The organism is Streptomyces sp. NPDC012508, assembly GCF_042902595.1.
GTDB lineage: Bacteria > Actinomycetota > Actinomycetes > Streptomycetales > Streptomycetaceae > Streptomyces.
In genome coordinates this window covers 747,198-761,987 of sequence record NZ_JBIBEO010000001.1, presented here as the reverse complement: position 1 = coordinate 761,987, position 14,790 = coordinate 747,198, and the positions used below count along the sequence as shown (strand labels likewise).

The following is a 14,790-nucleotide window of genomic DNA, read 5'->3' as shown; positions in this document are numbered from 1 at the left end:
CCTCCGGCACCCTGGACCCATGGATTCCGCTGCCCCCGGCGTACGCGTCCGACGGATCTACGAAGCCCCCTCACCCGACGACGGCGTCCGGGTCCTGGTCGACCGTCTCTGGCCGCGCGGCCTCGCCAAGACCGACGCCCAGATCGACGAGTGGCCCAAGGCGCTCACGCCCTCCACCGAGCTGCGCCGCTGGTACCACGGCTCGGAGGGCTCGTACGAGGAGTTCTGCCGGAGGTACGAGGACGAGCTCGCCGGACCCGAGGCCGCCGAAGCCCTCGACCGGCTGCGTATCCTCGCCGCTCAGGGCCCCGTCACCCTCCTCACCGCCGCCAAGGACCCTTCCGTCAGCCACACGTCGGTGCTCGAACGCGCCCTGGCCGCTTCGGCGGCGTAGCCAGGGGTACGAGGGTCCGGTCACCATGGCGGGACAGCACGCCGTTCACACCTGCCCGAGTTCCGCACCTTCTCGTCCCGGAGGCGCCGCGTGGACCCGACTACGTACGCACGTCACGACCTGCTCGACGCGCTGCAGCGCGACCCGTACCCCCTCTACGCACGTGCGCGGCAGGCCGCCGGCCTGACCTTCGTCCCCGAACTCGACGCCTGGCTGGTCGCCCGGGACGCGGACGTCCGCGAAGTGCTGCTGCGGTCCGAGGACTTCTCTTCCGCGCAGTCCCTGCGGCCCGACGTCCTGCCCGCGCCCGCCGTCTTCGGCGTCCTCGCCCGCGGCTTCGGCCAACGGCCCACCGTCGTCTCCACCGACGGCCCCGCACACCGCCGCCATCGGGCCCCGATCAACCGCGGCCTCTCCGCCGCGCGTGTCGCGGCCCTCACGCCGTACGCCACCGAGGTCGCCACCCGTCTCGTCGACGGCTTCGCCGCGGACGGCCGCACCGAGGTGATGACGTCGTACGCGGGCGAACTGCCCGGAGCCGTCATCGGCAGGCTCATGGGCTTCGCACCCGAGGACGTGCCCGCCGCGGTGCACGGAGGACACCGCGCCGAGCAGCTCCTCTTCCGGCCGATGACCGAGGACGAACAGCTCGCCGCCGCCGAGGACGTCGTCGCCCTCCAGCACCTCCTGGACCGTTACGCCCGCGAGCGGCGCGCCCAGCCGCGCGACGACCTCTGCTCCGCGATGGTCGCCGCCTTGGCGCCCGACACCGGCCTCGGGCCCGGCACCCGTGCCCTCACCCACGACCAGCGGAACGAACTCGTCTCCAACCTGCAGAACTTCCTCATCGCCGGCCACCTGACCACGACCGCCCTGATCGGCACCGCGCTGTTCCATCTGCTGTCCCACCGCGACCAGTGGGAGCTGCTCTGTGCCCGGCCCGAGCTCATACCCGGGGCGGTGGAGGAGGCGGCCCGCTTCGACACCGCCGTCCAGGGATTCCGCCGTACCGTCACCCGTCCCGTCGTCCTCGCCGGCACCGAACTGCCCGCCGGTGCCACCGTCTTCGTCGCCTACGGCTCCGCCAACCGCGACGAGGCACGTCACGAGGAGCCCGACACCTTCGACATCACCCGGCCCGCGAGCCCCACGCGCCACGTCAGCTTCGGCCACGGCGCCCACGGCTGCCCCGGCTCCCAGCTGGCCCGCACCCAACTCCGGCTCACCCTGGAGCTGTTCACGCGCCGCTTCCCCGGGCTGCGGCTCGCGAAGGACCAGGAGGTCGTGATGCGGCCGACCATGATCCACCGCTCACCCCTGGAGCTGCCGGTCACCTGGTGACCCGCCGAGGGCGCCGCGTCACTCCCCGAGCAGACGCGGCGCCTCGGCGGCGGCGTCCGTCACGTCACCGGCCCGGTCCGCCAGCGTCTCGGCCCACCGTACGAGTCCGCCGACGTCGATCCCGTACGGATCGGGCTGCCCGGCGATCCGCGCGGCGCCGCGCAGCAACAGCCGCGCCCCGCCCGCCGCGTTGCCCCGGGCCGCGTGCGTCAGCCCCACCGCCAGCTGCGCGAGCCCCTGCCAGAGCTCCCGCTCCTCGGCGGGGCCGCTCTTCCAGGCGTCCTCGAAGACCTCGTGCGCATGGAACGGCATCCCCGCGTCGAGGAGCCGCTGCGCCTCGCGCACGGTCGCCTCCGGGGTCCGCACGACACCCTCGGGCTGCCGTGGCACCCCCTCGGTCCCGTAGGGCAGAGGCCGCCCCAGCCCGTCCCGGGGCCGCCCACTGCGCGCCCGACCCTCCGTGTCCCGGTCCCTCGGCATCCTGTCCACGCCGTCCATTCTCCCCCGAGCCCGCCCGGCCTGCGCGAATGCCACCCGCGACCCGGGAGGGGTGCGCCACGACGTCGCACGGAGTGAGGTAATGTTCTCTTGCACGCCGCCACCGGGGACAAACCGGGGGCACGGGCATCGGGACGTGGCGCAGCTTGGTAGCGCACTTGACTGGGGGTCAAGGGGTCGCAGGTTCAAATCCTGTCGTCCCGACTTTTCGAAGTCGCAGTTCAAGGGGCCGTTTCAGAGCAATCTGAAACGGCCCCTTGATCGTTTCACCGACCGCCGGGGAGCAACGGGGCACGGACCGGCCCGATTTCGGGACCGGACACTCTGCGGGCCGATGCCCCAGGGGCCTCGACATGGCGGCTCTCATCGACGCCCGGCTCGCACGGTGACGACCGACGCGGGGCTACCGTTCGGAGGCGGTGGGCTCCTGCGCGGGGTGCTGGAGTGAGCGGAGCGCGAAGGCGGACCAGGCGGCTGCCGCGATCAGGGCGACGGCGGCCATGCCGACAAGGAGGGGGGCCTCCGGGCGCCAGCCCAGGGAGAGACGGGTGCCCAGGTAGACGAGGGCCGCCGCTACACGGCCGGGGGCGTAGACGGGGACCTTGGCGGCGGCGGCGCGCAGGACGGTCGCCACCGCGAGGCCCGTCGCGGCCCAGGCCGCCAGATACGGCGTGAGCTCACCCGGAGCGGCGGCAGGAAGGCCGTACCGCTCGGGTCCGATGCGGAACAACGATGTCGCCCAACCCAGCGCCAACGCGGCGGCGGTGATGCCGATCACCCACAGCGCGTGGCGCCAGAACGGGCCGGGGCGCACGGTCTCGTCGTCGTTGTCGTAAAACTCCATCACGTTCCCATGGACGTGATCGAGTGGTCGAGGGTTGCTCGGTCAGCCCGCCCAACGTCCTGTCAGGTACGTGAGGGCGAACAGCGTCGACAGGGGCGCGGCCAGGCAGTAGTACGCGGTCCTGAAATGCGGGGAACGCAGGCTCCACGCGGCGAGCGTGATCCACAGCGGCCACCACAGGAGGGTCGCCCGGGGGATGGAGGTGTACCAGTAGGACGTGCCCAGCGCCCAGAGGCTGAGGGTGATGTAGGCGGCTTCGGGCCAGCGGCGGCGACGGATCAGCAGGGCCGCCAGGGCGAGTCCGACGAGCATCGTGAGGAGTTCGGCCTGGAACATGAAGGCGTAGCCGGTGGTCTGGACGTGGCCGAACGCGGATTCCCAGGTGGTGCTCCAGGCTTCCCAGGGTGCGTGGAACCGGCGGTACCACCCGCGTTCCTGGGCGTGTTTCCAGGCCATCCAGTCGCCGGTGTGGGCGTGCAGGTACCAGGCGTAGAGGATCGCGGGCAGGGCGGGCAGGGCGAGCCAGGGCAGCCGTCCCCAGTCGGCGCGGGTGCGGGCGGTCAGGACGAAATGCAGCGCCAGGGCGGCGGCGAGGAAGAGACCGCTGATGCGTACGGTCGTGGCCAGGGCGGCCAGGGTGGCGGCGAGCGGCCAGTTGTGGCGGTGGGCGGCGAGCCAGGCGGGCAGGGCGAGGGCGAGGAAGAGCGACTCGCTGTAGCCCGTGGCGAGAAAGACCGCGCACGGCGAGAGCAGCAGGAGCTGTACCGTCCGTCGGCCGGCCTTCGCGTCGGGCAGGTACAGCCGCGCGACCCGCGCCAGCGCCAGAACGGCGATGCCTCCGGCGACGAACGAGATCAGCAGCCCCGCCGCGGTCCAGTGCGGAACGACCATGTGTACGGCCCGCAGCGCGAGCGGGAAGCCGGGGAAGAACGCCTCGCGGTTGTCCCAGTCGGCGTTCCACGGGCCGTCTCCCGCGGGGAAGTAGCCGTCTCGCGCCACGTTCAGGAAGTGCCCCCAGTCCCATCGCTCGAAGGGGGCGAGGGAGGGTCCCGGGTCGCGGGTGCCGGCGTCGGCGGGGAAGATCCACCGCGCGCAGTAGGCGGTCGTCCATATGGCTGCGCGGGTCAGCAGATAGAGCCAGAGGATGTCCCGGTCCGCGCCGCTCAGCCGCGGACGACCGGTGCGGCGGCCGGCGCGGGCCGGGCGCGGTTCCAGACCGGTGCGGGGGAGGGCGAGCGGCTGCGTCTCTTCCCGCGCCCGCGGGGATATCACGGACATATCAGACTTTCGTGGGTGTGGGAGGGCATGGGGGACCGCGCGACGACGGCGCGTCGCGAGGTGTCGGCGGAGGTCAGGCGGAGGAGGTCGGGGCGGAGCGGGTCAGGCGACGGAGGTCAGGGCGGGGGGGCAGGCGACGGAGTTCAAGGGCGGAGGGGGCAGGGCGGAGGGGGTCAGGCGACGGAGGTCAAGGGCGGGGGGTCTCAGGGCGAAGGAGGCCGGGGCGGCGGAGGTCAGGGCGGCGTGGTGGTCGTCCGCCCCGACGGCCATGTCGCGGAGGTCGACGGGTCGCCCGGGGTGCCCTCGCCGGTGGGAGAGGTCGGCGACGTCGAGCCGGTCACCGGCGGCCGGGTGGTCTCCCCGGGAGACGGCGGCTCGGCCGGAGGGCTGGGGCTGGGGCTCGGGCTGGTGGCCGGGCCGACGGGTGTCGGGCCGTCCGAGAGGAGAGCGGCCGCGGTCACCCCGCCACCGGCGAAGAGCAGGCACGCGGCCCCGGCGGCCACCGCGAGGCGGCGCCGGTGCGCGTGCCTGGCACGCTCGGCGATCCGCGCGACCGGTACGGCACGGGTACGGGACTGCCCGGAGGCGGCGGCCTGCCGGAACAGCTCGCGCAGGGGGTCCTGGGGTTCCTGGGGGTCAGGCACCGGGGTCCTCCTCGACGTTCCGGGGCTGCAGACGATCGGCGAGCGCGACCCGGCCGCGGACCAGGTGCGTCTTGACGGTGCTGGCGGACTGTCCCGTCTCGCCGGCGATCTGTTCGACGCTCAGGTCGCACAGGTAGTGCAGCGTCACCGTGCGCCGCTGCTGGGCGGGCAGGTCACGCAGCGCCTCGATGAGCACCACATGCTCGGGGCCGGGACCCTCGACGGGTGGTGGAGCGCCCGCGCGGTCCCAGGCGTCCGACGCGCGCCGGCGGAAACGCCAGCGGCTCACGGCGAGACGCCAGGCGACGGTACGGATCCACGCCTCCGGCTGCCCGTCGCGATCGAGCTGCCGCCGCCGGCTCCAGCCCTTGACGAACGCCTCCTGCACGACGTCCTGAGCCTCGTGCAGATCGCCCAGCATCACGTACAGCTGCCCTGTGAGTCGCGCGACCGCCTGCTCGTAGAACGCCTCGAACTCCTCAACGGTCAACACTCACTCCCGGATCTTTCGCTTCACCCCGCATACGCCTGGCACCAGGCGTCTGGTTGACACGGGCCACGAATCAACAGAGTGACGGTGATCACGGAACCGGACGGAGCCGACACGCGTCGCCCTGGCCGACCGTACGGAAGGCCGCTCTCCACCGGGGGAGAGCGGCCTTCCGTGGGTTCATGGGCGCGGGGGGCGCCCAGCGGCGGGCGGGGGCGGGCCTAGCGGTGGGTGAGGGCGGCTGCCAGCACCTTTGCCGCGACCACCGGGTGGAAGAGGACCGCGGGGGAGGCCGTCATGTTGACCACCCGGACGAAACGCGACCACATCGCCGCGTCCTTCACCGCCACCCGGAACAGCCGCGTGTTGTACCAGTGACCGAACCGGGCGCCCGCCGGCTGCCGTCGGGGGTTCCACATCAGGTCCGAGTTGGTGGACAGCGTCCACGGCGCGAGGAGCAGTCGGCCGACGCGCCGCTGGAAGTCCCGTGCGGCGCCGTCGAGGGCGCGGCCCCCGGCCTGCCGGCGGGTGAGCATCGCGTGCAGCATCTCGGCCTCCATCGCGGCGACGGTGAGGCCCTGCCCGTACACCGGGTTGAAGACGCAGACCGAATCGCCGATCGCGACGAGCCGGTCGGGCCAGTCCTTGACCAGGTGGTACGGCCGCCAGCGGTTGTCGACGTTGGTGTAGCGGTATGTGGGCTCCTGGACCGTACGGCGTGCCAACTGCTCGGCCAGCTTCGTGTTCTCCAGACCGTGGGCGTACTCCAGATATCCGGCGTCGTCGGTCGGCGGCTGCTGCTCGAAGCCGAACAGCGAGCAGGTCCACCGGCCGCCCTCGACGGCCAGGAGCACACCCGCACGGGCGACCCGCGGCGCGAACAGCATCTGGTAGGCGATGAAGAAGTCCGGATGTCCTTCCTCGGGCCGGTCGAAGTTCATCGAGGTGTACGTGACCTTCGCCTTCACCGTCCGCTGCGCGGGCACGGAGACGCCGAGTTCGCCCAGCCACCCTTCCAGAGAGCTCGACCGGCCCGACGCGTCGACGACCAGGTCCGCGGCCAGCTCGGCCGTCCGGACCTCGTCCCCCTGGCCCCGGCGGTACGTCACGCCGCCCACCCGCCCCCGCCCGTCCCTCACCAGGCCCGTGCACGAGGCGCCGGCCATCGGCGTCACCTGCGGCAGGGCGAGGACCCTGCGCCGCAGCCGCCGCTCCAGCTCGTCGCGGGTGAACGTCTGGATCTCCACGCCCGTGCGGGTGCGCGGCGCGGTGCCGGCGGGCAGGAGGAAGTCGATCCCCTCCCCGTAGTCGAACACCGGCGCGCCGGCGGCGCGTAGCTCCTCGCGCAGCCCGGGGAAGAGCTTCTCGAGGACCTCGCCGCCCTTGGCCAGCATCGCGTGCGCGTGATAGCCCTGCGGTGCGCCCGGGTGGCTGCCGGTGTCCTCGTCGACGGCGTCGCGCTCCAGCACGACCACCTCGCGGAAGAAGTCGGACAGGACGCGCGCGGTCACGAGTCCCGCGTAACTCCCGCCGACGACCACCGCCGTGCCCCAGGGAAGATGCTTCGTCATGCGCTCCAGCATGCGCAGGTGCGCGTACCCGTCTCTACGGCACACACCCCGCTCCGACCAGCGCAAAGGATCACTGCGGGCGCACGACCGGCGCGGGGCGGTGCCGGCGTGACGCCCCGCCGTCTCGGTGTGCTCGCCGTGCGGCGGGACACCGAGCCCTTCACCGCGCGGGAGCGCGCGGCCCTCGCCCTGGCGGAGGCCGCGGCGGACCCCGCCGACGCCTTTGACCGCGTCTCTATCCGGAGCAGGCATCCCGTACGGGACGCTATGGCCTGATCCAGGAGGCGTCGGTGACCGACAGGCGTCTGACGGCCAGGGCGGTCGCCAGCACCAACGCCAGCGTCACCACCAGGACGAGGGTGAGCCGCCCGACCTGGAGGAGCACTGCGCCCACCAGGGCGCCGAGGAACATGGCCAGCACGGACAGCAACCGCCGGCCCGGCCGGGGCGGCGTGGTTCTGCCGGTCGCGGCGGAGTCCGCGGCCAGGCCGGTCAGCGTCTGCGTCAGCACGGTCGTGGTCAGGTCCGGTACGCCGAGGCGCCGGGCGACCGCGGTCTGCAGCCCCATGGCGACGCCGAGCGTGACGATCAGGACGTACTGGACCGGGTCGCTCACCTTGTCCCGCGCCACGACCGCGGTGACGAGCGCCGCGGCGACGAGGACTGCCTGCAGGGTGGCGCCCGCGGCGAGCAGGCGCCCGCGGTGCCCCGTGAACCGGGTGCCGAAGCGGCCACCGGTCACCGCGCCGACGAGGAACGCCGCCATCGCCGTGAGGGAGGCGGGCGCGGAGAAGCCCTCCGCGCCCGCCAGGGCGAAGCCCAGGAACGCCACGTTGCCGGTCATGTTGGCCACGAAGACATGCCCGAGCCCGAGATAGCTCACCGCGTCCACCAGGCCGGTCACCACCGTCAGCGTGAGCAGGAGCGGCGGCAACGGCCCATGACGGTCGCCCTTCGGCGGAACCAGTGTGTGGGCCGCGTCAACCAGCAGCTTGCGCATCCTCGTTGCTCCTTCCGGGGCGGAGGGACCGTGCGGCACCGCAGAGTGAGCGGGCCGCTCACCGGACCGACGAGGGCGGCAGGACAGACCCGCACGGGCCAGGGGTCAACCCGAGAACATGGTCCACCGACCGGTGACCGGGACCGGTGAGCCCCGGCGGGTCAGCCGGAATCCGACCGCGACGCCTGACCCCGTGACACCCGAACGAGGGGGAGCCGCCGGCCCGGCCCCAGTTCCTCGTCCCCTGCCGTCACTTCCCGGCCGGCGCCTCTCCCGTACTCGTGCTGCGTCCGAACGCGCGCTGGGACGCCTCCGGCGACGACCCCGCGCTGTACGGCATGTCACGGGGCGGCGCGGGAGGCTCATCCGTCTCCGGCTCCGGCGTGCGCGGAGAAAACACGTGGACCGCACACGTGCCGACGCGGAAGACTGACGTTTTGTCACCTGTCGGTCCGAGAGCACAGGGTTCGAGATGGGATCACCTGAAACGTCCGAAGGATTACCGAGCAAGGGCTCGGTGCTCCTCGCGCTCCGCTACTACGGAAGGGAACTGTCCCGGCACCGGTGGATGACCGTGCCGGCCATGCTGCTGCCTGCGCTCGGCAACATCGGCATCTTCTACATCGCGCCCCTGATCGTCGCCAAGCTCGTCGGCCGGATCGCCGGGGACGGCGACGCGGCCGCCGGGATCGGCCCGATGCTGCCGTACGTCCTCGGCTTCGCCGGCGTCCTGCTGCTCGCGGAGGCCCTGTGGCGCATCGGACTGCACTGTCTGAACCGCCTCGACGCCCGCGGCATCGAGCACCTGTACGTGATCGGCATGGACGAGCTGTACGCCAAGGACGCCGCCTTCTTCCACGACAACTTCGCCGGATCGCTGACCAAACGGGTCCTGAGCTTCGCCTCCCGCTTCGAGGAGTTCGTCGACACGCTCACGTTCTCCGTCATGGGCAGCTTCGTACCGCTGGTCTTCGCCTCGGTGGTGCTCTGGCAATACGACCCGCTGCTCGTGGTCGGCCTCCTCACGCTGATCACGGTCACGGCGGTCTGCGTGACCCCCCTGATCCGTCGCCGCCAGGCGCTGGTCGCCCGGCGCGAGCAGGCGATCGCCCGGGTCTCCGGCCACGTCGCCGACAGCCTGATGAACATGGACACGGTCCGGTCGTTCGCCGCCGAGGACCGCGAGGCCGCGGAGCACCGGTCCCGCGTCGCCGAGTCGCGGCGGCTCACGCTGCGGTCCTGGGACTACGGCAATCTGCGCATCGACACACTCGTCGCGCCGATGTCCGTACTGACCAACCTGCTGGGGCTGCTGCTCGCGCTCTCCCTCGGCGCGGGACAGCACGGCGTCGAGGCGGTCATCGTCGCCTTCACGTACTACGCCAACGCGACCCGGATCATGTTCGAGTTCAACCAGATCTACCGCCGACTGGAGAGCTCGATGACGGAGGCGGCGCAGTTCACCGAACTGCTCCTCGAACCGCCGACCGTACGTGACCCCTCGTCCCCGGAGCCGCTCCTGCCCCAGGGCGCCGGCGTGCGCTTCGAGCAGGTGACCTTCGCCCACGCGGGGGCCGAGCCGCTCTTCGAGGGCCTCGACCTGGACGTGCCCGGCGGGGCGAAGATCGGATTCGTCGGACGGTCCGGCGGCGGCAAGACCACGCTCACCCGGCTGCTGCTGAGGATGTCGGACATCGACGGCGGCCGGATCATGATCGGAGGCCAGGACATCAGCCGGCTGCGCCAGGCCGAACTGCGCAGCCTGATCGCGTACGTACCGCAGGACCCGGCGATGTTCCACCGCACGCTGCGGGAGAACATCGCGTTCGCCCGGCCGGGCGCCACGGAGGACGAGATCCGGCGCGCCGCCGAGGCGGCGCACGTCACGGAGTTCGCCGACGCGCTCCCCGACGGCTTCGACACCATGGTGGGCGAGCGGGGCGTGAAGCTGTCGGGCGGGCAGCGGCAGCGGGTCGCCCTCGCCCGGGCGATCCTGCGCGACGCGCCGATCCTGCTGCTCGACGAGGCCACCAGCGCCCTGGACTCCGAGAGCGAGATCCTGGTCCAGGACGCGCTGTGGAAACTCATGGCGGGACGCACGGCGCTCGTGGTGGCGCACCGCCTCAGCACGGTCGCCACCATGGACCGGCTCGTCGTCCTCGACCGCGGCCGGATCGTCGAGCAGGGCACGCACCAGGAACTGCTCACCTTCGGAGGCGCCTACGCGAAGCTCTGGCAGCACCAGTCGGGCGGTTTCCTCGACGACACCCCCGCGTCGGCCGATCTGCACTGACCCGTCGCACCGCCCCCGGGCCGCGTCCGCGATTCCCGTACTCTTTGCCAGTCTTGGCATGATCGGGGCGGACGCGGCCCGAAGAACACGAGAGGGTCGGGCCATGCATCACGACCGCACGCTGGACGGCGCACTGGACGTGCTCGTCTCGCTGGCCGACAAGGACGACGCCTGGCGGATACGGGAGCGGATCGGGGTCGCGGACCGGCAGGGCACGACCGACCCGCGGCGCTGGATCGCCACCCGGCAGATCGCCTCCACCGCCCCGCGCGCCTCCACCTGGCTGTGGATGCTGGAGGAGGACAACCCTGAGATCAACGAGATCGTGGTCCTGCTCGACAGCGGTCTCCCCAGCGCGCTGGAGCTGGCGGTCCTCAACGGAGAGCCCTTCGGACCCGACGAGCACCGCCGTGTGCCGGTGACGAAGGCGCTGGCCGACCGGCCCCGACCGGACGCCGTGAAGCGGCTGCCCGAGGAGGAACTGGTCCCCGCCCTCCGGGCGGTGACGACCATGCGCCAGGGCCGACGGGCCGCGCGGGCGGTCGCCCGCGGGGACTGGCCGGGCGTCGTCGAGGCGGACACCGCGGACCCGTTGCCCGGGTACGCGCGGTGGGCGCTCGCGCTGCGGCCCGACTGCCCCACGGCGCTGCGGAAGCGGTTCTCCGACCACCCGAGCTACGCCCACCGGATGCGCACGGCCGGCATCGTCGAGAGCCCGGCCGCCTACGTACAGGAGTGGCGCACCGCCCACACGGTCCTGGCCACACTGGACACCGGCCGATGGGCGTTCCCCACCCGGCTGCGGGAGGCCGAGGACGCGCTGCGGCCCCTGGTGCGCGGCTCGTTGGGGGCGAACGTCGAGGCCTGGGCCGTACTGGCGCAGCTGCTGCCGACCTTCACCGGCACCGTCCCGGAGCTGATCGTGACCGCGGGCGCGATCGCCTGAGGCGCCGCGACGGGGAGCCTCGGCCGGGACAACGGGCCGGGCCCGGGGACGAGGGCGGGGGCGGGGCGGCTGGAGTCGAACCAGCGTGTCCCGGTTCTGGAGACCGGTGCGTCTGCCTCTGCGCTACGGCCCCGCCTTGCGGCCGATCCTAGAGCACATGCCCGCGCCGAAACAGCTTCGCCCGCCGTCGCCGCCGCCTGATAGCAATGGACGAGAACCAAGGGAGTGACGGGGGAGACATGGCGTACGGGGAGCGCGGGGGACGGCCCCGCCATGTGGTCGATCTGACGGACCGACGCGCTCTGGAGCGGTGGCGGCCCGCCGACGAGGCGGTGATCACGGAGGCGCGGCGGCTGAAGGAGGCCGCGCTGCTCGACTTCGGGCTCTCCGGTTCGGCCGTGGCCTCCTGGCTGTACGCCAAGTGCCGCCACCAGATTCCGACCACGGCGGTGGACACGGCCGCGGTGGTGGCGAGCGGCGACGGAACCTGTCTGCTCGTCTACAACCCGGAGTTCTTCGTCTCCCTCGGGCTGGAAGGCGTCTCGTTCGTCCTCTTCCACGAGGCGCGGCACCTGATCCACCGGCATCTGTTCGTCGAGCCGGAGCTGCGGAGCGATCCGGTGTTCACCCTGGCCGCCGAGGTCTCCATCAACCATGTGGCGATGGTGCGTCTCGGTGTGAGCGAGCTGCCTTCGCGCGAGGGCGTACCGGTGGGCGTGAACCCGCGCGAGATCCACGCCGCCTACCGCGAGGATCTCCTGGCGCACGGTCTGGAGCCCGTGGAGTACGGGGAGTTCATCGGCACGGACATGTCGGTGTACGGAGAGCTGAAACGGATGGCGCACCCGCCCGTGCCGACACCGGCGCTGTGCGTCCGGCTCTCCCACGACGGGATTCCCGCCGACCAGGAGACCGTCGACGCCCTCGCCTCGTCCGTGCTGCTCAACTCCCTGCTCGCGGCGCGCCGCGGCCACGCGGTGGCCGAGGCGGAGCTCGGCGAGCTGATGGACCGCACGGACGGGGCCTCCGACCGGGTGACCCGGATGTGGGGCCGGCTGGGCGCGGGGCTGCTGCGCGGGCAGACGCCCCGCACGGGGCAGGTCGACTGGTGGCAGCGCTGGCTGGTGGACGTCGTCGCGTCGAAGCTGCGGGACGGCGAGCGGCTGGTGTACCCGAAGAAGCGGGGCGCGCTGCTCGCGGCGCTCGGCCTCGACCCGATGCTGTCGCGGCGCGGCCCGGTGCGCGACAAGGTCCTCGTCATCGCGTACGACACCTCGGGGTCCATGCCGGACCACGTCGTCGGCTGGCTCACCGAACTGGTCGGCGGGATCGACGGGGTGGAGGCCCACTGGCTCTCCTTCGACGCCGTCGTGATGCCGTTCCGCCCCGGCGAGAGGGTCTACGGCGGCGGAGGCACGAGCTTCCAGGCCGTCGCGGACTACGTCGAGGGGCGCACGCTCGTCGACGGCCGGACCTTCGACGAGACCCCGGACGCCGTGGTGATGCTCACCGACGGGTACGCACCCCCGATCACGCCGGCCGAGCCCGACAAGTGGATCTGGCTCATCACCGAGGGCGGCGACGACTGGCCCGACTCGCACACACCCGCGATGGCCTGCCATCGCGTCACGACAGGATCGACATGACCGCGCTCCGTACCGCCGCTCGATGGCGGCCCAACGCCACCTACCCGCAGCCGCCGGAGGGCTGGACGGGGGTGTCGCGCCTCGAGGGCTTCATCGACGCGATGATCGACATGGGCCAGACCGGCCAGGTCTTCGGCGAGCACGGCATCGGCAAGACGGCGACGTTCTTCTCGCACATCGCCGAGGCCTACCCGGACGCCGAGCTGGTCTTCGTCCCGGCCGCCAACCTCACCCCCGACGACCTGCTCGCCAACGCTCCCGTACGGGACGAGGAGACCGGGAGGCTCGTGCTGCGGCAGCTGGTGATGAGCCAGCTGAAGCCGGGGAAGCCCTTCGTGCTGCTCATCGACGACTCGCTGCAGGCGGGGGAGTCGATCCAGTCGCAGCTCATGCAGATCGCCTGCAACTGGACGCTCGGCGGCTACGACCTCCGGGCGCTCGGCTGTATCGGTGTCTTCCTCACCGACAACGAGTCGCTCGCCGAGACCGCCGCCCGTCGCAGCGATCTGGCCATCCTGGACCGGATGGTCACGATCCGGATCACCGCCAAGGACACGGCCTGGCGGTTCAAGCTGGCGGCGAAGTACCGCGGGTGGGACCTCGGCGGGGTGTTCTCCCTGTGGGCGTCGCTGAGCCCCGGGCTGCGGGAACTGCTCTCGCCCCGCACCCTGGACCACATCCTCGCCAACGCGCAGGAGGGCTTTCCGCTGAGCTGGGGGCTGCCCCTGGTCAACGGGGAGCGGCTCCGGCTCGCCGAGCCGCGCCCCGACGGCAGCCCGGGCCCCCACCGGACCCAAGAGATTCTCGACCGGATCGCGCAGACGCTCGGCGTCCCGAATCCGGCGCGGATCGCCGACCCCGTGCGCAGCGTCGTGCGGGCGGCCCTGCGCAACCGGTGGACCGTGCTGCTCCAGGGCCCGCCCGGCTGCGGCAAGACCGAACTCGTCCGGCAGACGGTCCGGGAGGGCATGGGCGGCCGGGAGCCGCTGTACTTCTCGCTGCCCGTCACGAACGTCGAGGACCTCTGCGCCCCGATCCCGACCCCGGACGGCTCCCTGGACAATCTGCTGGCCGCCGCCTTCACCGGCACGGAGCCGAAGGCGATCGTCTGGGACGAGTACAACCGCCCCAAGGACAAGGCCGCCTTCGCCAAGCTGATGGAGATCACGCAGGAGTGGTCTCTGGCCGGCCGGCCGATCGAGGGACTGCGGGCCCAGATCGCGGTGCAGAACCCGCCGTACCATCTGGGCCGCAAGCTCCTCGTGGCGCGGAACAACATCGCGCAGGCGACGCGGTTCACGGCCTCGTTGATCGTTCAGCCCGGGGACATCCCGGCCAACGAGTGGCTGATCGAGACGTACGGTCCGGTGGCCGAGACCGTGCTCGAGTGGTGGAAGCACGACATCGACGACGACGGCCGTGCCTGGATCACGAAGCGGACCATCGAGCGGCTGGTCAAGCTCCATCAGCGGGGGCTGCCCCTGGAGATGGGTACGGTCTATCTGGGGGACGGCGAGTACGCCCCGGTGTCGCTGACCGGTCTCGTCGAGCGGCTGAACAACCGGCCGGTGACCGGGTTGCGGGAGATGGCCCGGCAGGTGGAGGCGTGGGAGGCGCGGCTCCGGCGTGCGGCGGACGAGTCCTCCGAGGGCGGCGACGACAGCGATGTGGTGCACCAGGTCATCGCCAACGCCGAGTTGTCGCAGCTGAAGAAGCACCGCAAGGCCGTGACCCGCCTGGTCGCGCTGCTGCCCCCGAAGCTGCGGTCGACCTATCTGGTCGGAGCTTCGGAGGAGCATCAGCGCTTCTGGATCGAGGTGTTCGCCGCGATGCCGCGGTGACACC

13 protein-coding genes, 2 tRNA genes and 1 pseudogene are annotated in these 14,790 nt (G+C 72.2%); 8 read left to right on the top strand and 8 right to left on the bottom strand.

The genetic code is table 11. The features are described 5' to 3' along the window. The first annotated feature begins 19 nt into the window (after positions 1-19). Both ACFY8U_RS03225 and ACFY8U_RS03220 read left to right on the top strand, forming a co-directional pair. Positions 20-394, top strand: coding sequence for a DUF488 domain-containing protein (locus ACFY8U_RS03225; RefSeq protein ID WP_389564917.1), 375 nt, complete (start codon positions 20-22; stop codon positions 392-394). A gap of 90 nt (positions 395-484) precedes the next feature. Then, a complete protein-coding gene (locus ACFY8U_RS03220) occupies positions 485-1,735 on the top strand; it encodes a cytochrome P450 (protein WP_389564914.1) in 1,251 nt (416 codons plus the stop codon). Positions 1,736-1,753: 18 nt separating this feature from the next. Here the strand turns inward: ACFY8U_RS03220 and ACFY8U_RS03215 are convergent, their stop codons facing one another. Further along, positions 1,754-2,125 carry a DUF309 domain-containing protein gene (locus ACFY8U_RS03215; RefSeq protein ID WP_361594992.1) on the bottom strand — a complete coding sequence of 124 codons (372 nt, stop codon included), beginning with the start codon at positions 2,123-2,125 and terminating at the stop codon, positions 1,754-1,756. Positions 2,126-2,363: 238 nt separating this feature from the next. On the opposite strand from ACFY8U_RS03215, the gene ACFY8U_RS03210 reads away from it, so the two are divergent. Next, a tRNA-Pro gene (locus ACFY8U_RS03210) sits at positions 2,364-2,437 on the top strand. A gap of 199 nt (positions 2,438-2,636) precedes the next feature. Here the strand turns inward: ACFY8U_RS03210 and ACFY8U_RS03205 are convergent. From ACFY8U_RS03205 to ACFY8U_RS03185, 5 genes are all read right to left on the bottom strand, one after another. Continuing rightward, positions 2,637-3,077, bottom strand: a complete 441-nt coding sequence (locus ACFY8U_RS03205) for a hypothetical protein (protein ID WP_389564911.1) — start codon at positions 3,075-3,077, stop codon at positions 2,637-2,639. 42 nt (positions 3,078-3,119) lie between these two features. Then, a complete protein-coding gene (locus ACFY8U_RS03200; protein WP_389564909.1) occupies positions 3,120-4,355 on the bottom strand; it encodes a mannosyltransferase family protein in 1,236 nt (411 codons plus the stop codon). A gap of 233 nt (positions 4,356-4,588) precedes the next feature. After that, a complete protein-coding gene (locus tag ACFY8U_RS03195; RefSeq protein WP_389564906.1) occupies positions 4,589-4,999 on the bottom strand; it encodes a hypothetical protein in 411 nt (136 codons plus the stop codon). Continuing rightward, entirely contained in the window at positions 4,992-5,489 is a 498-nt protein-coding gene (locus tag ACFY8U_RS03190) for a SigE family RNA polymerase sigma factor (RefSeq protein WP_361666729.1), read from the bottom strand. The genes ACFY8U_RS03195 and ACFY8U_RS03190 overlap by 8 nt, the downstream gene beginning before the upstream one ends. Positions 5,490-5,710: 221 nt before the next feature. Next, positions 5,711-7,060, bottom strand: a complete 1,350-nt coding sequence (locus ACFY8U_RS03185; protein ID WP_389564903.1) for an FAD-dependent oxidoreductase — start codon at positions 7,058-7,060, stop codon at positions 5,711-5,713. 105 nt (positions 7,061-7,165) lie between these two features. On the opposite strand from ACFY8U_RS03185, the pseudogene ACFY8U_RS03180 reads away from it, so the two are divergent. Next, positions 7,166-7,336: pseudogene (locus tag ACFY8U_RS03180) on the top strand (carboxymuconolactone decarboxylase family protein); the annotation flags it as partial. Here the strand turns inward: ACFY8U_RS03180 and ACFY8U_RS03175 are convergent. Continuing rightward, the gene (locus ACFY8U_RS03175) at positions 7,326-8,060 is read right to left on the bottom strand and encodes a YoaK family protein (RefSeq protein ID WP_389564901.1); all 735 of its coding nucleotides are present in this window, start codon (positions 8,058-8,060) and stop codon (positions 7,326-7,328) included. The pseudogene ACFY8U_RS03180 and the gene ACFY8U_RS03175 overlap by 11 nt on opposite strands. A 472-nt stretch (positions 8,061-8,532) precedes the next feature. On the opposite strand from ACFY8U_RS03175, the gene ACFY8U_RS03170 reads away from it, so the two are divergent. Together ACFY8U_RS03170 and ACFY8U_RS03165 are read left to right on the top strand one after the other, a co-directional pair. Then, positions 8,533-10,353, top strand: coding sequence for an ABC transporter ATP-binding protein (locus ACFY8U_RS03170; protein WP_389564899.1), 1,821 nt, complete (start codon positions 8,533-8,535; stop codon positions 10,351-10,353). Between the two features lie 103 nt (positions 10,354-10,456). Further along, positions 10,457-11,299 (top strand): hypothetical protein, encoded by an 843-nt coding sequence (locus ACFY8U_RS03165; RefSeq protein ID WP_389564897.1) that lies wholly within the window; start codon positions 10,457-10,459, stop codon positions 11,297-11,299. A gap of 59 nt (positions 11,300-11,358) precedes the next feature. On the opposite strand, the gene ACFY8U_RS03160 is transcribed toward ACFY8U_RS03165, so the two are convergent. Continuing rightward, positions 11,359-11,434, bottom strand: a tRNA-Trp gene (locus ACFY8U_RS03160). 104 nt (positions 11,435-11,538) lie between these two features. On the opposite strand from ACFY8U_RS03160, the gene ACFY8U_RS03155 reads away from it, so the two are divergent. Together ACFY8U_RS03155 and ACFY8U_RS03150 are read left to right on the top strand one after the other, a co-directional pair. Beyond that, complete coding sequence (locus ACFY8U_RS03155; protein WP_389566129.1) at positions 11,539-12,945, top strand: hypothetical protein; 1,407 nt, start codon at positions 11,539-11,541, stop codon at positions 12,943-12,945. After that, on the top strand, positions 12,942-14,786 hold the full coding sequence (locus ACFY8U_RS03150; RefSeq protein WP_389564895.1) for an ATP-binding protein: 1,845 nt from the start codon (positions 12,942-12,944) through the stop codon (positions 14,784-14,786). Before ACFY8U_RS03155 ends, ACFY8U_RS03150 begins: the two co-directional genes overlap by 4 nt. The last annotated feature ends 4 nt before the right edge of the window (positions 14,787-14,790 follow it).